Origin of the sequence: Glutamicibacter protophormiae (assembly GCF_014647495.1) — a bacterium.
Lineage (GTDB): Bacteria > Actinomycetota > Actinomycetes > Actinomycetales > Micrococcaceae > Glutamicibacter > Glutamicibacter protophormiae.
On the sequence record NZ_BMPH01000003.1, the window covers coordinates 85,946 to 105,694 of the forward strand.

Below are 19,749 nucleotides of genomic sequence, written 5' to 3' on the forward strand. Positions count from 1 at the left end.
GGGCAAACAGCCCCCGCTGAGCGAAGGGTTTCTCACTAGATGACCACAGCAGCGTTCGCCGGTTTCACCACCGGAATCGCCTCTGGACATCCGGTGCCGGGAGTCCCCACACATGCGTGGGGCATGCTCCCCACGCCGGATCCGAGAACAGGTGCGCTGCCATGACCCGAAATGCCGACGAGACTGTCCGGACCTACGTGATCGATACGTCGGTCCTGCTCTCCGACCCGCGGGCGATGTTCCGCTTCGAGGAGCACCATGTGGTGCTCCCGCTGACCGTCATCACCGAGCTGGAGAACAAGCGCAAGGACCCCGAACTCGGGTACTTCGCCCGCCAGGCCCTGCGGCTGCTGGACGACCTGATTGCCAGCCACAGCGGGCTCTCCCGCGCGGTGCCGGTCTCCGACAGCGGAGGCACGCTGCGCATCGAGCTGAACAACATCGCCGCCGAAGTGCTTCCGGTGGGCATGCGCGGGGGAGACAACGACACCCGCATCCTCGCCGTGGCCAAGCACCTGCTGGATGAAGGCCAGGACGTCGCCCTGGTGACCAAGGACCTGCCGATGCGCATCAAGGCCTCGGCCATCGGCATCCATGCGGAGGTCTACCGCAGCGAGCTGATCACCACTACCGGCTGGAGCGGGATCCAGCAGCTGGAACTGGGCGAGGACACCATGGCCTCGCTCTACGAACGTGAACAGCTGGCCAACCTGCCGGAGATCGCCGATGCCCCGGTCAACACGGGTTTCGTGATCACCTCGCCGCGCGGCAGCGCGCTGGGGCGCAAGACGGATGCCACCACGTTGAAGCTGGTGCGCGGCGACCAGCAGGCCTTCGGGCTGCACGGACGCAGCGCCGAGCAGCGCATCGCCCTGGACCTGCTGATGGACCCCGGGGTGGGCATTGTTTCGCTCGGCGGCAACGCCGGCACCGGAAAGTCCGCCCTGGCGCTGTGCGCCGGCATGGAGGCGGTCATGGAGCGCAGGGAGCACCGGAAGATCACCGTGTTCCGCCCGCTGTATGCGGTCGGCGGGCAGGAGCTGGGCTACCTGCCCGGCTCCGAGGGCGAGAAGATGGGACCCTGGGCCCAGGCGGTCTTCGACACCCTCGGCTCCATCGTGTCCAAGAACGTCATCGACGAGGTGGTGGACCGCGGCATGCTGGAAGTGCTGCCGCTGACCCACATCCGCGGCCGTTCGCTGCATGACTCGTTCGTGATCGTGGACGAGGCGCAGTCCCTGGAACGCAATGTGCTGCTCACCGTGCTGTCGCGCATCGGGCAGAATTCCAAGGTGGTGCTGACCCACGACGTGGCCCAGCGGGACAACCTGCATGTGGGACGCCACGACGGCGTGGCCGCCGTGGTGGAGCAGCTCAAGGGGCATTCGCTGTTCGGGCACGTGACGCTGACCCGGTCGGAACGTTCGGCCATCGCCGCGCTGGTCACCGAGATGCTGGACGGCCCCTACCTGGGTTAGCCGTTGCCGGCGTCGCCGCGCAGCTCCCACGGGATCGGTGCCCTGACATCGGTCAGCGTGGGGGCCGGCGCGGTGAACAGCGAGTCGATGTAGTACTCGTTGTGCGCCAGCACCTGCAGGCTGATCTCGGACGCCCGGCTGCCGGCATCCAGCACGCGGCGGTGCACGCAGATCCCGGTGTCCGCATCCAGCATGAGCAGCGTCCGGGTCTCCGGCGGAACCAGCGCGAAGTCAGCGAGGCACGGGCGGTAGCTGTAGCCGGCCGACAGCACCGCGGCCATCACCCTGCGTCCGGCGAACTCGGTCTCGGCCAGCTCGTGGATGTAGGTCGGATGGTCGAAGGCCAGATCCAGTGAGGCAGGTTCAGCACCGGCAACTTCGAACGGGTCGAGCATCGTGGACAGGAATGGCAGGGGCAGCAGGTCGCCGAACCCGGCGATCTGCGGGCGGCGCAGCACCAGCCGGTCGCTGGTGAAGACCGGGGATGTCAGGCCAGCCGGCAGCTGCCAGGACGAGGCCGAGGCGGCGGCCACATAGTCGCGCCCGCGGTCGGCGGTGAACTGCTCGCGTTGGTAGACCAGCCGTCCGGACTCATCGAAGGCCGCCACGGCCTCGCGCTGCCGGATGATCATCTCCACACGGCCTTCCATGCCGCGGGCGGGATCCTGGAATGCCGGGGGCACCGCGAAGGAGAAGCGCACGGAGGTGCTCAGCCAGGGGGCCGAACGGGCCAAGGCGCGGAAATGCCGTCGGGCTGCCGAATCGGGCAGCGGATGCCCTGGGAAACGCTGCGGTGCTGCTGGCTGGGTCATGACTCCAGTCTAGGAGCAGGAACGGTGAATGGCACCGGTTGTGCACATTCCCTCCGGCGCCGGCCGACAGGCTCGGCGCCCGCGCCTATGCTGGAAGCATGTTGGAGCGCAACCCGGTGCAGATCCTGGCCGTCGCCCAGGAATCGTGGGCGGCGGCGCTGCTGGTCGCCGCACTGCTCGCCTGTTTTGCCTGCTTCGGGTATGCGCTGTCCGCCGCAGACATCGCCGGGCACCGGCTGCCGAACCGGCTGATCGCCAGGTGGCTGCTGGCTTCCGTGATCATCCTCTCGCTGCTGGGGGCGGTCCGCATGGACTTCTGGCCTGTGCTGCGGGCGCTGTTCGGAATGGCGCTGCTGTGCGGAGGGTACCTGCTGGTCTCGGTGGTTTCCTCCGGCGCCCTGGGCATGGGGGACGTGAAGCTCTCCTCCGTGCTCGGGCTGAACCTGGCCTATTTTTCCTTGGCCTCGCTGTTCCTTGCCACGCTGCTGGCATTCGTCATGGCAACGCTGTTCGTGCTGCTGGGGACGATCCTGCGCCGGCTGACGCTGAAATCAGCGGTGCCCTTCGGCCCGTTCATGATTATCGGCGCGCTGATTGCACTCTTTGTGGCACGATAGGCTCATGCCCACACCTGAGTTCATCACGAATCTAAGAACCCATATCGGACACGAAATGTTGTGGCTTTCCGGGGTGAAGGTCGTGGTCCTCGACGGGGATCGGGTGCTGCTGGTGCGCCGTGCGGACAACGGCAAATGGACGCTTCCGGCCGGAATCATCGAACCCGGGGAAGAAGCCTCGCACACCGCTGCCCGCGAGGTGCTGGAGGAGACCGGGGTGGAGTGCGAAATCACCGACCTGCTGGGCGTCGGCGTCACTGCGCCCACCGTCTACCCCAACGGGGATCATGCGCAGTACCTGGACATCGTCTTCAAGGCCGCGCACCGCTCCGGTCAGGCGGTCCGCGGCGATGACGAGAACCTTGAGGTCGGCTACTTCGATCTGGACGACCGCCCGCAGTTGCCGCCGCTGCACGAGCGGGCCATCGGCTGGGCGCTGAACCCGCGCCCGGGCGGATACTTCGCCGCCTGACACCCACCCCCGCACCGTGCTCGGGCCCGGTCATGGCAACAATGCCCCGCACCATTGGTGCGGGGCATCGTTGCAGCGAGGAAGCGGGCTACGGGTTTCGCGGATCCTCGGGAACTGCTGGATCCTCGACCAGCACCGCATCGGGCTCCGGCGCGGCCTGGGTTGCGGACTGCGCCGGGGCGGCGGTCCGGGAGCGCTGGGCCGCTTCGAGGGCTTCTGCTTCTGCTCCGCCGACGGCCTCTCCGCGGGCCACCATGCCTGCCTGGTCTGACAGCGGGACCTGCTTGAGGAACAAGGCCAAGCCGAAGGCCACAACGAGGAAAGGAATCAGGTACCAGAACACCGGAGCCAGCGAGTCCGCGTACGCGGTCACAATGCCGTCGCGCAGCGGCTGCGGCAGCTGCGAGAGGGTTGCCGGATCCAGCGTGGCGGTTGCCTGCCCGGCATCGGCCGCGTTGGCGCCAGCACCGGAGAAGACCTCCATGAGCTTCTCGGACAGCCGGTTGGTGAACATCGCGCCGAAGATCGCGACGCCCAGCGAGGCGCCGACCTCGCGGAAGTAGTTGTTGGTGGAAGTGGCTACGCCGACCATCTCCGGGTTCACCGCGTTCTGGACCACCAGCACGACAACCTGCATGATCAGGCCCATGCCGGCGCCCAGGAAGAAGAGGTAGGTGCAGATCAGCCACAGCGGGGTATCCGCGGCGAGCGTGGTGAAGCAGAGCATTGCGGCGGCGGTGACCACCGTGCCGATGATCGGGAACGCCTTGTACCGGCCGGACTTGGTGATCGCGAGGCCGGAATAGATCGAGGTTCCCATCATGCCGACCATCATCGGGAGCATCAGCAGGCCGGATACGGCCGCCGAGGTGCCCGAAGACATCTGCAGGAAGGTCGGGACGAAGGCAATGGCGGAGAACATGCCGATGCCCAGGGTGAATCCGATGGCCGTGGCATTGATGAAGACCTTGTTCTTGAACAGGCCCAGGGGAATGATCGGATCTTCCGCCTTGGCCTCGACCACCACGAACAACAGCGCCGCGGCCAGCAGGCCCGCGCCCCACGCCCAGGTTTCCGGAGCGGACCATCCGTGGTTTGCGGATCCGCCGAAGTCGGTGAAGAAGATCAGGCAGGTCGTGGCGATGGACAGCAGCACGACGCCGAGCACGTCGATCTTCTTCTCGGCCTTCTTGTTCGGCAGCGTGAGGGCGAACCAGGCGATCAGGAAGGCGCCGATGCCGATGGGGATGTTGATGTAGAACGCCCACTGCCAGGTCAGGTGGTCGACGAAGAACCCGCCCAGCAGCGGCCCGGCCACGGCGGACAGGCCGAAGATGCCGCCCAGTGGCCCCATGTACTTGCCGCGCTCGGACGCCGGGACGATATCCGCGATGATGGCCTGCGAAAGGATCATCAGGCCGCCGCCGCCCAGCCCCTGCATGGCGCGGAAGACCACGAAGGTCCAGAAACCGGTGGAGAACGCTGCCCCGACCGAGGCCAGGGTGAACAGCGCGATGGCGATCAGGAACAGGTTGCGCCGGCCCAGCACGTCGCCGAACTTGCCGTAGATCGGCATGACGATGGTCGTGGCCAGCAGGTAGGAGGTGGTGATCCAGGCCTGGTGCTCCACGCCGCCGAGCTGGCCCACGATGGTGGGCATGGCGGTGGAGACGATGGTCTGGTCCAGCGAGGAAAGCATCATGCCGGCGATCAATGCCGAGAAGATGATCCAGATGCGCCGCTGGGTCAGCACCAGCGGTGCGTCGCCCGGCGGCTTGCCGTGGGAAGTGGTGGTGGTCATGGTTTTCCTTGCAGGAGTTTTCAGGCTACGGGTGTGTGCGGGTCAGCGGTTGGCTCAGCACGTCTTGGGCGGCGGCCATGTAGTCCAGGAATTCTTCGCTCAGCGAGCGCTCGCCGGAACCCTGTACGAAGCGGTCGACGGATTTCATGGCGGCAAGGCGCAGGGTGTGGACCAGCACGACGAGTCCCGGATGATCGGGGTCCACGCCCTCGCGTTCGGCCATCAGGCCCAGGAACTCTGCTTCCTTTTCCGGGCCGATCTGCATCATGCGCTGCAGCAGCTCGGGCTCGCGGTGGACGACGGAGAAGAATCCGTGGGTGCCGACGATGGCCTGCTCGTCGTGGGTCAGCTGTTCCAGCGCCAGCGCGACCAAGTCGGCAAGGAGCGTGGGAGACAGCCCGGTGATCCCCGCGGGACGGGCCGCCATGAAGCGTTCCACGGCGCCTTCGGGCACCTCGTCGGCGCCATGGCCGAACACGGCATCCAGCTTGGTGGGGAAGTAGTTGAAGAAGGTGCGTCGCGAGATCCCGACCTGTTCGCACAGCTGTTCCACGGTGAAACCGTTGTAGCCGTGCTCCGCGGTCAGCGTGCGGGCCTGCCGGGTGATGGACAACCGGGTCTTTTGCATGCGGGAGCTGAGGTGGGCACCCTTGGCGGGTTCGGCGGAAACCTCGTTTGCACTGTTGTTCATAAAGTGCATTTTTGCACTTTAACTTCCATGGTGCAAATAAAGTGTCGTGGTGCACAACGGCTTCGACAACTGCCGCAGCTGCGACATAGGATCGCCCCATGACAACCGTTGTGCTTCGCCCGCCGACCGCCGCGCTGTTCGACTCCTGGCTTCAGAGCTGGGACGAGTGGGGAACTGCCGACCAGGACGGCGCCGGCGTCTTCTTCGCGCAGAAGTTCGGCTGGGATCTGCGTTCGCCGCAGGGATTCGCGCGGTGGGTGCAGCTGCTCAACGAGATGGGCATGCCGGGCGCGGTGCCGCCGGAGGGCTTCGCCCCGCAAAGCACGCTGTGGCTTGAGCGCGCCGGAGAGTACCTCGGGGCGGTGAGCCTGCGCCACACGCTGATGAACGACTTCCTGGAGAAAATCGGTGGGCACATCGGCTACGGGATTCGTCCCGGGGCCCGCGGCCAAGGGTTGGCCAAGCTCGCGCTCGCGGGGGCGCTGGACCGAGCCCGGGAGCTGGGCCTGCACCGCGTGCTGGTCACCTGCGACGACTCGAATATCGCCTCAGCGAAGACCATCGAGGCCTGCGGCGGCGAACTGGAGCGAATTGTGCCGCGGGAGGAAATCGCCGAGTCCTTCGGCGCGGTCGAGGACCTGCGCCGCTACTGGATCAGGCTTTAGCCGCGGATTTTCGGTCTAGCCAGCCGGAAGCACCCGGCCCAGCACGCGCAGGGTATTGCCGCCCATGATGGCCTGGATCTCCGCCTCCGAGCGGCCGCGGTTCATCAGCTCCTGGGTGACCAGCGCGATCTGGCTGGCGTCCCAGGCGACCTCGGTCGCCCCGTCGAAGTCGCTGCCCAGCGCCGCGCTGTCCAGGCCTCCCACCAGGATCACATGCTCGATGGCATCCACGACTGCCTGAACGTCCAGCCGGCAGATGGCCGCGTCCCAATAGCCGATGCCGATGACCCCGCCGGTGGCGGCCACTGCGCGGATCTGCGCATCGCTCAGGTTGCGGTTCACCTGGCAGGTGGCCTGCACTCCGCCGTGGCTGAAGACCACCGGCCGGGTGGCCATGGCAAGTACCTCGTCGATGCTCTGGTTGCTGGCGTGGGCCAGGTCGACGACGATTCCCAGCTCCTCCATGCGGGCGACCGCCTCGCGTCCCAGATCGGTGAGCCCGCCCTTGGCTGCACCGTGCATGGAGCCGGCCGCCTCGTTGTCGAAGAAGTGCGTCAGTCCCGCCATGCGCATGCCGTCGGCGAAGAGCACGTCCAGGTTGTTGATGTCTCCTTCCAGATTCTGCAGTCCCTCGACCGAGAACAGCGCCCCGGTGACGTTGGCGCCCCGGGCGCGCTGGGCCAGCAGGTCCTCGAGCTCGGCCTTGGAAGTGATGGTGCGCAGTGCGCCGTCGGAGCGCCGCGCGGCGTCGCGCAGTTTCTTGGCATGGAAGCGCGAGCGCTCGAACGGGGAGAACCAGGTCTTCGGCGGCTGCAGCTGGGCGATGCTCAGCAGCGTGATGTTGTCCGAATCCGCGCTGTTCGACTCGTAGTTCTGGCCCACCGGGGACTTGGAGACGGAGGAGAAGACCTGCAGCGCCACGTTGCCTTCCTGCAGCCGGGGAAGGTCCACATGCCCGCGGGTGGAGCGTTTGAGCAGGGACCGGTCCCACATGAGCGTATCGGCGTGCATGTCCACGACCTGCAGCTTGCCATGCGCGGCCTTCGCCTCGTCGCCGAGCTGAGGCAGCTGCGTGTCGGCCAACTCGTTGCGGCTGCGCTCCACGACCCCCGGCGCGAAGATGAAGAACGCGGCCAAGGCGAGGACCAGCAGCAACCCTAGGCCCAGCGCCAGTCGCTTGAACGGCGTGCGTGTGGTGCGGCTCATAGTGTTGAGGCTAGCAAAGTTCCGCCGGTTTGCGGAGGCTATGTCTCGGGGACGAACCACGCCCGCGCATGCCGGAAGCGCACCGCATGCCCCTTGACTCCGGCAGGACGGAGGTCGACCCGGTCCACGACCCCTACCGAGGGCGCCGTGGCGGGTTGCGGTTCGCCGGATGCTTCTCCTTGGCCTCGTTCGACGGCCCGATCCGGCGTTTCCGGGAACTCAACGGTTCCCTGGGATGTAGCGGTACCGTAGTAGCCGGTATAGGCCGCGCCAGAGAAGCCGACCACCACCGGTATCTCACCCGGGTCGTCGGAGCATAACGGGACCGTGGACTGCGGATCCCACAGCCAACTCGAGCCGGCCGCACGCCGGAATTCCTCGGGGGTCATCGCATTGAGCGCATCGATCCCGTGGATGGGGCAGTGATTGTTGGCGCTGACTTCGGGGCTTGAACGGATATCGAGGGCCTCGTCGGGGAAGACCTGAAGGAGCTAGGTGACGCAAATGCAACGCGCTTCGGCGGTATCACGCCCGACGTCGATCATTCCTGCTTCGAGGTCCGACTCCGGTGACAACTCCGCGACGGGGCCGGGGACGGCGGGCAACTGCCAGGCATGGACGCCGGTCAGGGACCGGGCGACTCCTCCCAAGGTAAACCGCAGCAACAGATAGCATCCCATCGCCGAGGCCAGCACCGCAGCACTGGCCAGGGAATCGGACCACCAAGAACGCTCCGGATCGGCAGCACCCGGTCCGGGCATGCTGTTGAAGATCCGCAGCGTGATCCACCAGAGCACTGCCGCCAGCAGCCACCAGGCGATCGCGAGCATCAGATTCACCCCGGTGCCGAATCGCAGCTGGTAGCGGGAGTCTTCGGTCAGTCTCAGTGCGGTTCCCGGGCTCAGGTCGCGAACCAGACCGCGCAGGTGCAGTGTCTGGCGGAGCATGAACCCGGAATCAAGCAGTGCCCACAAGGAGGCAAACAGCGCCCCCAGCCACCAGAACGGTGCCTCGGTGCGCGATTCCATCGTCTGGGTCATCGCCACCAGGCCAAGCATCAGCGGCGCCAGCCCATGGTTGAAGCGGTAGATGAGCCAGCCGACGGCGCTGAACGCGACGACCAGGCCGATCCCGGCAATGTCCAGCACGTCAAGCAGCGTGTAACCGCTAACCCGGTCACTCGGCCCGGAATCCTCCCAGCGGCGGAATCCTGCGTAGATACCCACCGTCGTGGACGCCAGAATCAGCCATGCGACGCGACCAACGAACGGCCGCGAAAGGCGGAGCGGAATCCCAGTCCACTGGTCGGGGGAGGGACTGAGAAGGGCGCAGTCCAGGCCCTGATGCGGATGCTTCATTTTTCCAGTGTGGCATGTGGCCACGCGGGATCAGAATTGTGCAGGACACGCAACCGGAGCCCTGTGGAGAACGTGGGCGAAGCCCGGCGCAGGAGGGTGCCTGCGCCGGGCTGGAAGAAGGAACCGCTAGTGCTTGCCCACCATGGTGGAGACATCCAGCAGCGCATCCAGCTGCTCTTCGGTGACCTCGCCGCGCTCGATGAAGCCCAGCGCCACGGTGGCCTCGCGGACGGTCAGCCCGTCGGCCACGGCCTTCTTGGCGATCTTGGCCGCGTTCTCGTAGCCGATCAGCTTGTTCAGCGGGGTGACGATGGACGGGGAGGCCTCGGCCAGGAACCGCGCGCGCTCCACATTGGCGGTGATCCCGTCGATCATCTTTTCCGCCATGACGGTGGAGACGTTGGCCAGCAGGCGGATGGATTCCAGCAGGTTGGAGGCCATGACCGGGATGCCCACGTTCAGCTCGAAGGCGCCGTTGGTACCGGCCCAGGCGATGGTGGTGTCGTTGCCGATGACCTGCGCGGCGACCTGGATGGCTGCCTCGGAGATCACCGGGTTGACCTTGCCCGGCATGATCGAGGAACCCGGCTGCAGATCCGGGATGGCGATTTCGCCCAGGCCGGTGTTCGGTCCCGAGCCCATCCAGCGCAGGTCGTTGGCGATCTTCATCTGGGAGATCGCGATGGAGCGCAACGCGGCCGAGGCCTCGACCAGGCCGTCGCGGTTGGCCTGTGCCTCGAAGTGGTTGCGGGCCTCGGTGACCGGCAGGCCGGTGTCGCCGCGCAGGAATTCAATGACCTTTTCCGGGAAGCCGTCCGGGGTGTTGATGCCGGTGCCCACGGCGGTGCCGCCCAGGGGAACCTCGGCCACGCGCGGCAGGGCCGCCTGGACGCGTTCGATGCCGTAGCGCATCTGGGCTGCGTACCCGCCGAATTCCTGGCCCAGGGTGACCGGGGTGGCATCCATCAGGTGGGTGCGGCCGGACTTGACCACGTCGGTGAACTCCGCGGCCTTCGCCTCAAGGGAAGAAGCCAGGGTATCCAGCGCGGGCACCAGGTCGTTGGCCAGTGCGGCGGTCGCCGCCACGTGCACGGAGGTCGGGAAGACGTCGTTGGAGGACTGCGAGGCGTTCACGTGGTCGTTCGGGTGGACCTCGGTGTCGCTGCCGGAGGCCTTCAAGGCGCGGGTGGCCAATTCGGCAATGACCTCGTTGGCATTCATGTTCGAGCTGGTGCCGGAACCGGTCTGGAAGACGTCGATGGGGAAGTGGGCGTCGTACTGCCCGCTGGCCACGAGATCGGCCGCCGCGATGATCGCCTCGGCGCGTTCGGCGTCGAGCACGCCCAAGGCGCGGTTTGCGTGGGCTGCGGCCTTCTTGACCTGGGCCAAGGCCCTGATATGGGCCGGCTCCAGGGTCTTTCCCGAGATGGGGAAGTTCTCCACGGCGCGCTGGGTTTGCGCGCGGTACAGGGCTTGTGCCGGAACCCGGACTTCGCCCATGGTGTCATGTTCGATGCGGAAATCGTCACTGTTGATCATAGGGTCAGATTACGCCTCAAGCGTCCGCGAAGGACAGGCTTTGGCGAAAACATCACAACCAACAGTGACGATGTCCAGATCTGGGAATTTCCCCTGTCAGGAGATGGTTGAGGCTGCGGTCCCGGAGCGCTTAGGCGACATCCAGACCGAGGCTGGAAACCAGCTGCGCCTTGCCGTCGTCCAGGTGGTAGGCCACGCCGGCCACGGCGGTGCGGCCCTCGGTGATGGCCTTGGACAGGACGGTGGACAGTTCCACCAGACGCTCGGTGGTCTGCTTGACGTGCTCCACCACGGTGCCGTTGACATCGGTGACGCCCTGGCGCTCGGCGGCCTGGACCGACGGGGCGATGTGCTCCACCAGGTCGCGCACGAAGCCCTTGGGCATGACGCCGCTGTTGCGGCTGTTGATGGCTTCGGTGACGGCACCGCACGAGTTGTGGCCCAGGATGACGATCAATGGGACGTTGAGCTCATCCACAGCGAATTCGAGGGAGCCGATGCTGGCCAGGTCGATGACGTGGCCGGCGGTGCGCACCACGAACATGTCGCCCAGTCCGACGTCGAAGATGATTTCCGCGGCCAGCCGGGAGTCCGAGCAGCCGAAAATCACGGCAAAGGGTTCCTGGCCGGCGACCAGGGACTGGCGGCGGGCGCTGTCCTGGTTCGGGTGCTGGGTCTCGTCGTTCACGAACCGCAGGTTGCCGTCGCGGAGCTTCGCCCACGCTTCGTTCGGGGTCATTGAATGCTGTGTGGTTTCAAGAGGCATGATTTGGATTCTATCCGGTGCAGTGTTCGGATATCGAATAAATGACGCGCCTCGACGTCAAAAGCGAAAAAATCTATTTGGCGTCCTGGGAGGCCAAACGGGCCATCTCGACCAGTTCTTCCTCGCCGGTGTCGCTGGACAGCACGAAGGTCGTGTCCTTGCCTTCGGAAATCAGGTAGGTCTTGGCATCCTTGATGCGCACTTCCCACTGCACCCCGTCGATCTCCTTGGTGCCGGTCGGGAGTGCCGAGTCGGTGATCAGCGCGACCCACGTCGGATTGGAATCCACGGCCTGGCGCACCCAGACGAACTTGCTGTCCTCGATCACCACGCCGAATTCCCAGTAGGGCACACCCTGGGCGGTGTTGGCCTGCCAGCGGGCGAAGTTCGCGTACTCGTCGTCGGCAAGCTCCGGGGCGAAGAGCTCGGTGCCCGCCATTTCCGAGGCGCCCTGGGCGGTGGCCTGCAGGTCGACGGTGGACTCGAAGGCCTTTTCGTCCGGGGTCGGGTTCAGCAGGTAGAGCGGGATGAATACCGCAATGCAGAACGCGACGGAGATGATCATTCCCTTGAGGGTCTGGTTGGCGCGCTTGGCCTGCTTCTCCGTCAGCTGCGGCTTGTACGGAAGATCCTCAAAGGTCGCCTTGGGGTCGTTCAGGTCGCGGCGGGTCGGCTCATCGCTGATGACGGGGACCGCCCCGGCTTCGCTCGCGGGCGTGTTGTTCTCGGTATTCTCGGGCTGCACGCTATCCATTCTCCCCGAAGTTTCTGTGGAATTCGAACTGCAGTGCCCTAGCCCACGTTGCAGTGTGCGCAGGATAGCTGCGACACAACATGCGTCGCCGAAAGCAAAGAGGATAGAATGGGTCTGTTTGCATAGGCGCAATGACTACGACTCAGTGATGGGATCTTTCGTGACCGAAAAGAACAACTACGCCCACCTATCTTCGCGACTGTCGGTAACCGACGCGGAGCCGGACCGCAACCTGGCATTGGAACTTGTCCGTGCCACGGAGGCGGCTGCCATTGCCTCCTCGCCATGGGTTGGGTTCGGTGACAAGAATGCCGCAGACGGTGCCGCAGTGGACGCGATGCGCGGCCTGCTGTCCACCGTGAACTTCAACGGCGTCGTGGTGATCGGCGAAGGCGAAAAAGACGAAGCTCCAATGCTCTTCAACGGCGAGCAGGTCGGCAACGGCACCGGTGCCGAGTGCGACGTGGCCGTTGACCCGATCGACGGCACCCGCCTGACCGCGCTGGGCCTGAACAACGCCCTGTCCGTGCTGGCAGTGGCCGACCGCGGAACGATGTTCGACCCGTCCGCCGTCTTCTACATGGAAAAGCTGGTGACCGGTCCGGAGGCCGCCGAGCTGGTTGACCTGCGTCTGCCGGTAAAGCAGAACCTGCACCTGATCGCCAAGGCCAAGGGCAAGAAGATCAGCCAGGTCACCGTGACCGTGCTGGACCGCCCGCGCCATGCCGGCCTGATCGAGGAAATCCGCCAGGCAGGCGCCCGCACCAAGCTGATCATGGACGGCGACGTGGCCGGAGCCATCGCCGCCACCCGCGAGGGCACCGGCGTGGACGCGCTGATGGGCATCGGCGGCACCCCGGAAGGCATCGTGACCGCCTGCGCGATCAAGTCGCTGGGCGGCGTGATCCAGGGCCGCCTGTGGCCAACCGACGACGATGAGAAGCAGAAGGCCATTGACGCGGGCCACGAGCTGGGCCGCGTGCTGACCACCAACGACCTGGTCACCTCGGACAACTGCTACTTTGCTGCCACCGGCATCACCGATGGCGACCTGCTGCGCGGAGTTCGCTACAAGAACGGCCGCATCTCCACCCAGTCGATCGTGATGCGTTCCAAGTCCGGAACCATCCGCTTCGTCGAGGGCGAGCACAAGCAGGACAAGTGGGACGCCTACACCCGCTAAGCCGCAGCCGGTCCAAGACCAGCTGACTTGTAACGCATCGAGCCGCAGCCTTCCTCGGAAGGCTGCGGCTCGATGCGTTTCGCCGATTGGCGGCCGGACTGTCCCGGGCCTAGATGCGCTGGGCGCTGGCCGCGAACAGCCGCCCGGATCCCGGTGACAGGCAGGCGGCGGTCGCGGGAAGTTCCGCGGCGGACAGGAACACCGAATCGCCCCGGCGCAGCAACTGCTCGCCCTGCGTCCCGCGGATCGCGAACTCGCCCTCGGTGCACAGCAGGATGCCGGCACCGTGCAGGGCCAGCGGCTGCGGGAGCGAATCCCCGGCGCCGCTGATGACCTGGAGCTGGAATTCATCGAATTCCGGCTGGTACAGCAGGCTGGAGCCGCTCAGGGCCTGCGGGGTGAGCAACGGGGGAGCCGATGCCTGCGCGATGGTCACGTCCAGCAGCTCCGGGACATCGATGTGCTTGCTGGTCAGCCCGCCGCGCAGCACGTTGTCGGAGTTGGCCATGACCTCGATGCCCAGCCCGCGCAGGTACGCGTGGACGTTGCCTGCGGCTAGGCTGATGGCCTGACCGGGGGCCAGGAAGACCAGGTTCAGCAGCAGCGCCACCAAGACTCCCGCGTCTCCCGGGTAGATCCCGTTGATGTTCACCAGCTCCGAGAAATGCTCGCGCCCGCCAAGCGACGGATCGGCCTGGATGGCTGAGCAGATCTGCTGCACCACCGCGGAGATCCCGCCCGGACGGGTCAGCACGAACTCCAGGGCCGCGGCCAGCGGTTCCTCGCCGCGCAGCAGGCCGGCCAGCTCGGCGACCGCGGCCCGTGCCTCGTCGGGCAGCGCACCGCCCAGCAGCTCCAGGTCCGCGAGGATTTCCTCGGGACGGCGGAACCCCGACAGCGCGGTGAACTCGGTCAGCGCATAGAGCATCTCCGGCTTGTGGTTGTCGTCCCGATAGTTGCGGTCGGCGGCATCCAGCGCCTTGCCCGCGGCGTTCTCCAGGGCGAAGCGCTCCCTGGCTTGCTGCAGGGTCGGATGCACCTGGATGGACAGCGGCTGGGCCGCGGAGAGCACCTTGAACAGGAACGGCAGCCTGCCGTAGCGTTCGGCGACATCCGTACCCAGCGTGGCCGCAGGGTCGCCGGCAATGACCGCGTCCAGCCCCTGCCCGTTGCCCGCCAACCGGCTCGGGCATCCCGGGTGGGCGCCGAGCCAGAGCTCTGCCTGCGGGCCCTTCGTATCTTCCAGCCCCAACAAGTCGGAGATCTGGCTGTCAGATCCCCAGTGGTAGTCCCTAATCGTGTTGTTCAGTTCGAACACGTCTTGTAGCCTTCGCCTTTCACAAACGGATGTGGATTGCCAGTCGGTCGGGGGGGGTCTTAACCGTTTACGGCACCGAGCATTCGTCGTTGTTTGCTGCAATCTGGGCGATGCGGGTCGTGTAACCCATCAGCTCCAGCTGCACCAGGTATTCCTCGGTGATCGGGCTGCCGTCAGGCTGCGTGAATTCTTCCTGTTCGCCGTTGGACAGCTTCGGCGCGTTGTTCACGTCCGTGGCGTCCTCGGGAGCCTCGGACTGCTCCGGAGCCTGCGACGCCTCGGTGGTCTTCTTGGTCTCTTCGGTCTTCGTGGTTTCCTCGGTCTTCTTCTTTTCCTTCTTCGGGGCGTTCTGCTTGTCGATGATCGACTGGATGCGCTCGTGGATCTGGTCGAACTTCGGGTAGGTGGAGAACGAACGCGGGAAGTCGGGGGCGCCCAGGGTCAGGCGGGCGAACGGGCTGGAGGACACCTTTTCCGCCACCGACACGAACGAGGCGAGCTGGCTGGCCGGGATGTCGGTTTCCACCAGCTGTTCGCCAGCAGACATGATGCCGGTGAAGTTGGTCAGAATGGTCTGCGGGGTGAACTGCTTGATGATCGCCTGCTGCAGGCACTGCTGGCGCTTGATGCGGTGGTAGTCGTCGGTGAAGTCGCGCGAGCGGGCGAACCACAGCGCCTGCTTGCCGTTGAACGTCTGGACTCCCGGAGCGAACCAGTGGGTGCGCAGGTTGGTGCCTTCCCATTTCTTGCCGTTGTACGGCACCCAGCCGCCCGAATCGATGGTGACTCCGCCCAAGGCGTCGACGAACTGGGAGAAGCCGGCCATGTCGACCATTACGTAGCCCTGGACTTCGAGGCCGGTGGTGCCCTCCAGCGCATCCATGGCCGCTTGGGCGCCGACGTTCTTCACCGAATCGGGGAACAGGTCCGCGTGGTTGTCCACGGCATCGCGGTAGATGGCGTTGAACAGGCATTCGTTGCCGCAGTTGTAGCCGTCGGGCCAGACCTTCTTCATGGGGGAGTCATCCGCAAAGCGGGCGCCCTGGAAGTTGCGCGGCATGGAAATCATCAGGGTCTTGCCGGTCTTCGCGTCAACCGACATCAGCGCCACCGAGTCGGTGCGGACGCCTTCGCGGTTGTCGCCCGAGTCCGCGCCGAACACCGCGATGTTGTAGCGTCCATCGACCGGGTCGAAGGCAGGTCCTTCCTCGAAGACCTTTTCAATGGTCTGGCGTCCGGTGTTGACCAGCGAGGCGCCGTAGATGAACAGGCCGCTGGTGGCGACCACGGCGGCCAGCGTGAAGACCGAGACGATCACGCGCATGCCCGGGGCCAGGAACTTCGGCTTGATGATCACCAACGTGTTGATGAACATGATCAGCCAGAGCACGGCCAGGGTGCCCAGCACGACCACCAGCACCATCTGGAAGTTCGGGTGGGCTACCCAGCTGAGGATGACGGACCTGTTGATGAAGTACAGGGCCACCAGGCCGATGACGGCCAGCCAACACAGCATGGTGACCGACACCGCGAGGCGCCCCAGCTTGCGGTTGCCCGCAATCAGCTGGGCGCTGCCCGGAAAGAAAATGGTCAAGATGACCAGGATCAGGGCGCGCTTGCTGCGCTGCGGAGAGCTGATGCTCTCCGGATTGCGCAACGGATTTGGAGCGCGGTGACTGGCAGAACCCATGTACTTATATGACTTTCCCTAGGAGGCGAAATTCTCGTTCGCGACTTCTTCACGGAGCGATGCACCCTTTGCATGGGCGGAATCACGCAGAGATTCAGCGAACTGAAGCAACTTTACCTGTAACGACTCGGCCAGCTCGTCGGTTCCCGACGCGAGCATGCGCACGGCGAGCAGTCCTGCGTTGCGTGCGCCGCCGATGGAAACGGTTGCCACAGGGACCCCGGCCGGCATCTGCACGATGGACAGCAGGGAATCCATTCCATCCAGCTTAGCCAGCGGAACTGGTACTCCGATGACAGGCAGCGGTGTAACTGATGCAAGCATGCCCGGCAGGTGGGCGGCGCCGCCGGCGCCGGCGATGATCACGCGCAGGCCGCGTTCATGTGCCTTCTTCCCGTAATCGATCATTTCGGTCGGCATGCGGTGCGCCGACACGACGTCCGCTTCGAAGGGTATGCCGAATTCGGCCAGGGCCTGGGCAGCTAGGCGCATTACCGGCCAATCCGAGTCGGAACCCATTACGAGGCCGACAAGTGGTGCTTCAGTCATTGCGAGATATTCCTTGGGTCTGGTGGTCAAACGCCGCCGCCTCCCTGACGGGGAAGCGGCAGCGCTCTAGGTAACAGGCTAGGCGGTGGCGGGCACGCCGTCGCGGATCAACGCGGCCACGAGGTCGGCGCGTTGGCGAAGTTCATCTACGCTTTGCCCGGCGTTTGCCACGATGTTCACATGGCCGATCTTGCGGCCCGGGCGGACGGACTTGCCGTAGGCATGCACCTTGACCTCCGGGGCGGCGGCCAGCGCCGCGGCGAAGGCCGAGTACAGGTCCTGGTTGGCGCCGCCCAGGTAGTTCTTCATGACGGTGACACCCAGTTCGCGGGTTTCGCCCAGCGGCAGGTCGAGCACCGCGCGCAGGTGCTGCTCGAACTGGCTGGTGACCGAACCGTTCATGGTCCAGTGGCCGGTGTTGTGCGGGCGCATGGCCAGCTCGTTGATCACGAAGCCGGCGCCAACGCCGGGGGTCTCGAACAGCTCGGCCGCCATGACGCCGGTGACGCCGAATTCCTCGGCGATGCGCAGCGCGGCGTTGGCCGCGGTGCGGGCGGTGTCCTCGGAGATGTCCTGGGCCGGGGCGATGACTTCGTCGCAGACGCCGTCGACCTGGATGGTGTGGACCACCGGCCAGGCCTTGGCCTGTCCGGAGGGGGTGCGGGCCACCATGGCGGACAGCTCGCGGGAGAAATCGACCTTGTCCTCGGCCAGCAGCGGGCCGTTCTCGAACCAGTCCGCCGAGTCGCGTGCTTGGCCGGCGTCGTCCAGGATGCGCACGCCCTTGCCGTCGTAGCCGCCGCGCGGGGTCTTCAGCACGATCGGCCAGCCGATCTCGTCGCCGAAGGCGACCAGCTCGTCGACCGAGCCGACCTTGGCCCAGGCCGGGTTGGGCAGTCCGAGCTTTTCAATGGCTTCGCGCATGACCAGCTTGTCCTGGGCATGGATCAGTGCGGCCGGGCGCGGCTGGATGTTGACACCCTCATTGATCAAGGTGGTCAGGAATTCGTTGGGGACGTGCTCGTGGTCGAAGGTCACCACGTCCTTGCCCTTGGCGAACTCGCGCAGGGTTTCGAGGTCCTTGTAGTCGCCGACCGGTGCATCCGGAACGCTGCGTGCGGCCGAGACGTCCGGGCCTTCGGCCAGGACGTGAAGTTCAAAACCAAGGTTCAGGGCCTCAGGGGCCATCATTCGGGCTAGCTGCCCGCCACCAATTACACCAATTTTTGGAAAGCTCACCCTACTAGATTAGCGAACCGACGGTGGATGCCTTGTATGGCGGAAGTTGGATGACTCTCATTCCCCGGCTAATTAACAGGAAATCTCGCTAAAATAGCGGGATGCCGTCTCTGCGCTGACCGCCGAAGACGACCGTTAATACTACCGTGCGGGGCAGATCGCCCCCGGGGACACCGGGCAGCCAGTGCCGCGAGGACTCTGGCCGCGCCGCGGTGAAGGGCTGGAGGAAAATGTTCGAGCGCATCAGACTGAAAATCACCGGACTCATTTCGCTGCTGTGGCGCGAAGTGGCCAAATTCGGTGTGGTCGGCGGCGTCGCCTTCATCATCGACTCCGGCATCTATGTCTGGCTGCTCCATGGCCCCATGAGCGATTCACAGGTGAAGGCGAAGATCATCGCCGGCGTAGTCGCCACGCTCTTTTCCTGGCTGGCAAACCGCTTCTGGACCTTCCGCCACCGCCGCCAGGCCAATGTGGTGCGCGAACTGGTGATGTTCCTGATCATGAACGCGATCGGCCTGGGTATCGCGGCCGCCTGCGTCTGGGTGACGAAATACTGGATCGGCCTGACGGATCCGACGAGCCTGTTCATCGCCGGTTCGGTGGTGGGCCTGGTGCTCGGTACGATCTTCCGTTTCTTCGCCTACCGTTTCTGGGTCTTCGGCGCCGAGATGGACCAGGAAGAGAACTTCGCCCACGACCACGACCTGCTGGCTGCGCCCAAGCACCAGGTGCAGGGCGGCGCGCAGCAGGCTTCCGGTGCCGACCGATCCGCTGATTCGGATTGCGCGGACACCGGAAGTGTTCCCACGGTGGTCAATTAGCCGGACGGATCAGGCCTCGGGGGAGTAGTCGGCCGTGATGCGCTCGCCTTCGCGCAGCCGGTCGGTAGCTTCCACCCCGTCCTCCAGCAGCACTATGGCGTCGCCCGCAGCCCACTGGGCGATGGCGTAGGGAAGGAATTCGAGGACCGGAAGGCCGGCCCGAGCCAGGATGGTGCCCTTGGCTTCCGCGGGGGTGGCGAACAGCGTTTCCAGAGCGGTATTGTTCCCGCCGATGGCAATCGCGGCCGCCGCTCCGGAGACGGACGACGGGAAGAACTGGTCCCCAAAGGAGCGCACCGAGGCATTGAAGTCCTCGGCGACCGGGCCCAGGTCCCCGCCGAAGGACAGCGCAAGCGCCGCCGGGTCGACGGCGAGGATCTCCGAGGATGCGGGAATGCTTGCGTCGGCAGGGCTGGCGGTGATCCAGAGGACGGCGTCGGAGGCACGCTCATGCGAAGGCGCAGCCAGCGTCGCTCCATGGTGCAGCGCCGCCAAGGCCAGCACCAGCGACTTCCAGTGGGTCGGCAGGTCAAGCACGACAATCTGGTTTTCTTCGAGGTCGAAGGACTCGGCCAGCAGGTTGGCGCTTTTCGCCACCCAGTTGTCGAACACCCGGCCCGATAATTCAATACGTTCTGAGTTGGCTCCGTACCAGGTGAGCCATGGCGAGGCTGAGGCCCGATGCGGTGCCAGTAGGTTTTCCACGAAAGTGCCGGAAATCAAGTTGAGACTCACCTGTACCTTTATTTTTCTTAACTGAGAATTCGCCGGGAATTCGGGCAAGTTG

The 19,749-nt window shown here is 65.5% G+C and carries 19 protein-coding genes and 1 pseudogene; 6 read left to right on the forward strand and 14 right to left on the reverse strand.

The window, feature by feature from the left end; translation table 11 throughout:
- The first annotated feature begins 161 nt into the window (after nucleotides 1–161).
- Nucleotides 162–1,478, forward strand: coding sequence for an RNA 5'-3' helicase PhoH2 (gene phoH2 / locus IEY43_RS04725; RefSeq protein WP_188947463.1), 1,317 nt, complete (start codon nucleotides 162–164; stop codon nucleotides 1,476–1,478).
- Here phoH2 and IEY43_RS04730 read toward each other — a convergent pair.
- A complete protein-coding gene (locus IEY43_RS04730; protein ID WP_188947464.1) occupies nucleotides 1,475–2,290 on the reverse strand; it encodes a hypothetical protein in 816 nt (271 codons plus the stop codon). The genes phoH2 and IEY43_RS04730 overlap by 4 nt on opposite strands.
- A 98-nt stretch (nucleotides 2,291–2,388) precedes the next feature.
- Between IEY43_RS04730 and IEY43_RS04735 the strand changes: the two genes are divergently transcribed.
- Both IEY43_RS04735 and IEY43_RS04740 read left to right on the forward strand, forming a co-directional pair.
- Nucleotides 2,389–2,907, forward strand: coding sequence for a prepilin peptidase (locus IEY43_RS04735; RefSeq protein WP_188947465.1), 519 nt, complete (start codon nucleotides 2,389–2,391; stop codon nucleotides 2,905–2,907).
- A gap of 55 nt (nucleotides 2,908–2,962) precedes the next feature.
- Nucleotides 2,963–3,379 (forward strand): NUDIX domain-containing protein, encoded by a 417-nt coding sequence (locus IEY43_RS04740; protein WP_229777282.1) that lies wholly within the window; start codon nucleotides 2,963–2,965, stop codon nucleotides 3,377–3,379.
- 88 nt (nucleotides 3,380–3,467) lie between these two features.
- Here the strand turns inward: IEY43_RS04740 and IEY43_RS04745 are convergent, their stop codons facing one another.
- Together IEY43_RS04745 and IEY43_RS04750 are read right to left on the reverse strand one after the other, a co-directional pair.
- Nucleotides 3,468–5,180: an MDR family MFS transporter gene (locus IEY43_RS04745; protein ID WP_188947467.1), complete on the reverse strand. Its 1,713-nt coding sequence runs from the start codon at nucleotides 5,178–5,180 to the stop codon at nucleotides 3,468–3,470.
- Nucleotides 5,181–5,205: 25 nt separating this feature from the next.
- Nucleotides 5,206–5,871 (reverse strand): TetR/AcrR family transcriptional regulator, encoded by a 666-nt coding sequence (locus tag IEY43_RS04750; RefSeq protein WP_188947468.1) that lies wholly within the window; start codon nucleotides 5,869–5,871, stop codon nucleotides 5,206–5,208.
- A 98-nt stretch (nucleotides 5,872–5,969) separates the two neighbouring features.
- On the opposite strand from IEY43_RS04750, the gene IEY43_RS04755 reads away from it, so the two are divergent.
- Nucleotides 5,970–6,536 carry a GNAT family N-acetyltransferase gene (locus IEY43_RS04755; protein ID WP_188947469.1) on the forward strand — a complete coding sequence of 189 codons (567 nt, stop codon included), beginning with the start codon at nucleotides 5,970–5,972 and terminating at the stop codon, nucleotides 6,534–6,536.
- A gap of 15 nt (nucleotides 6,537–6,551) precedes the next feature.
- On the opposite strand, the gene IEY43_RS04760 is transcribed toward IEY43_RS04755, so the two are convergent.
- The 6 genes and pseudogenes from IEY43_RS04760 to IEY43_RS04780 all read right to left on the reverse strand — a co-directional run bounded on the left by IEY43_RS04760 (nucleotide 6,552) and on the right by IEY43_RS04780 (nucleotide 12,150).
- On the reverse strand, nucleotides 6,552–7,742 hold the full coding sequence (locus tag IEY43_RS04760; RefSeq protein WP_188947470.1) for a dipeptidase: 1,191 nt from the start codon (nucleotides 7,740–7,742) through the stop codon (nucleotides 6,552–6,554).
- A 38-nt stretch (nucleotides 7,743–7,780) separates the two neighbouring features.
- A pseudogene (locus IEY43_RS18545) lies at nucleotides 7,781–8,218 on the reverse strand (hypothetical protein); the annotation flags it as partial.
- A 15-nt stretch (nucleotides 8,219–8,233) separates the two neighbouring features.
- The gene (locus IEY43_RS04765) at nucleotides 8,234–9,100 is read right to left on the reverse strand and encodes a hypothetical protein (protein ID WP_188947471.1); all 867 of its coding nucleotides are present in this window, start codon (nucleotides 9,098–9,100) and stop codon (nucleotides 8,234–8,236) included.
- 126 nt (nucleotides 9,101–9,226) lie between these two features.
- Entirely contained in the window at nucleotides 9,227–10,639 is a 1,413-nt protein-coding gene (locus IEY43_RS04770; RefSeq protein ID WP_188947472.1) for a class II fumarate hydratase, read from the reverse strand.
- Nucleotides 10,640–10,769: 130 nt separating this feature from the next.
- Nucleotides 10,770–11,405, reverse strand: coding sequence for a carbonic anhydrase (locus tag IEY43_RS04775; RefSeq protein WP_188947473.1), 636 nt, complete (start codon nucleotides 11,403–11,405; stop codon nucleotides 10,770–10,772).
- A gap of 73 nt (nucleotides 11,406–11,478) precedes the next feature.
- The gene (locus IEY43_RS04780) at nucleotides 11,479–12,150 is read right to left on the reverse strand and encodes a DUF4245 domain-containing protein (RefSeq protein WP_188947474.1); all 672 of its coding nucleotides are present in this window, start codon (nucleotides 12,148–12,150) and stop codon (nucleotides 11,479–11,481) included.
- 157 nt (nucleotides 12,151–12,307) lie between these two features.
- Between IEY43_RS04780 and glpX the strand changes: the two genes are divergently transcribed.
- Complete coding sequence (gene glpX / locus IEY43_RS04785) at nucleotides 12,308–13,342, forward strand: class II fructose-bisphosphatase (RefSeq protein WP_188947475.1); 1,035 nt, start codon at nucleotides 12,308–12,310, stop codon at nucleotides 13,340–13,342.
- A gap of 109 nt (nucleotides 13,343–13,451) precedes the next feature.
- On the opposite strand, the gene manA is transcribed toward glpX, so the two are convergent.
- From manA to IEY43_RS04805, 4 genes are all read right to left on the reverse strand, one after another.
- Nucleotides 13,452–14,660, reverse strand: a complete 1,209-nt coding sequence (gene manA / locus IEY43_RS04790; RefSeq protein WP_188947476.1) for a mannose-6-phosphate isomerase, class I — start codon at nucleotides 14,658–14,660, stop codon at nucleotides 13,452–13,454.
- 67 nt (nucleotides 14,661–14,727) lie between these two features.
- Nucleotides 14,728–16,350 carry an LCP family protein gene (locus IEY43_RS04795; RefSeq protein WP_188947477.1) on the reverse strand — a complete coding sequence of 541 codons (1,623 nt, stop codon included), beginning with the start codon at nucleotides 16,348–16,350 and terminating at the stop codon, nucleotides 14,728–14,730.
- Between the two features lie 18 nt (nucleotides 16,351–16,368).
- Nucleotides 16,369–16,899 (reverse strand): 5-(carboxyamino)imidazole ribonucleotide mutase, encoded by a 531-nt coding sequence (purE, locus tag IEY43_RS04800; protein WP_188947478.1) that lies wholly within the window; start codon nucleotides 16,897–16,899, stop codon nucleotides 16,369–16,371.
- 78 nt (nucleotides 16,900–16,977) lie between these two features.
- Nucleotides 16,978–18,138 carry a 5-(carboxyamino)imidazole ribonucleotide synthase gene (locus IEY43_RS04805; RefSeq protein WP_188947479.1) on the reverse strand — a complete coding sequence of 387 codons (1,161 nt, stop codon included), beginning with the start codon at nucleotides 18,136–18,138 and terminating at the stop codon, nucleotides 16,978–16,980.
- Between the two features lie 230 nt (nucleotides 18,139–18,368).
- Here IEY43_RS04805 and IEY43_RS04810 point away from each other — a divergent pair, with 230 nt between their 5' ends.
- On the forward strand, nucleotides 18,369–18,962 hold the full coding sequence (locus IEY43_RS04810; protein WP_229777284.1) for a GtrA family protein: 594 nt from the start codon (nucleotides 18,369–18,371) through the stop codon (nucleotides 18,960–18,962).
- A 9-nt stretch (nucleotides 18,963–18,971) separates the two neighbouring features.
- Here IEY43_RS04810 and IEY43_RS04815 read toward each other — a convergent pair whose 3' ends face one another.
- On the reverse strand, nucleotides 18,972–19,697 hold the full coding sequence (locus IEY43_RS04815; RefSeq protein WP_188947480.1) for a TIGR03089 family protein: 726 nt from the start codon (nucleotides 19,695–19,697) through the stop codon (nucleotides 18,972–18,974).
- Nucleotides 19,698–19,749 lie beyond the last annotated feature (52 nt).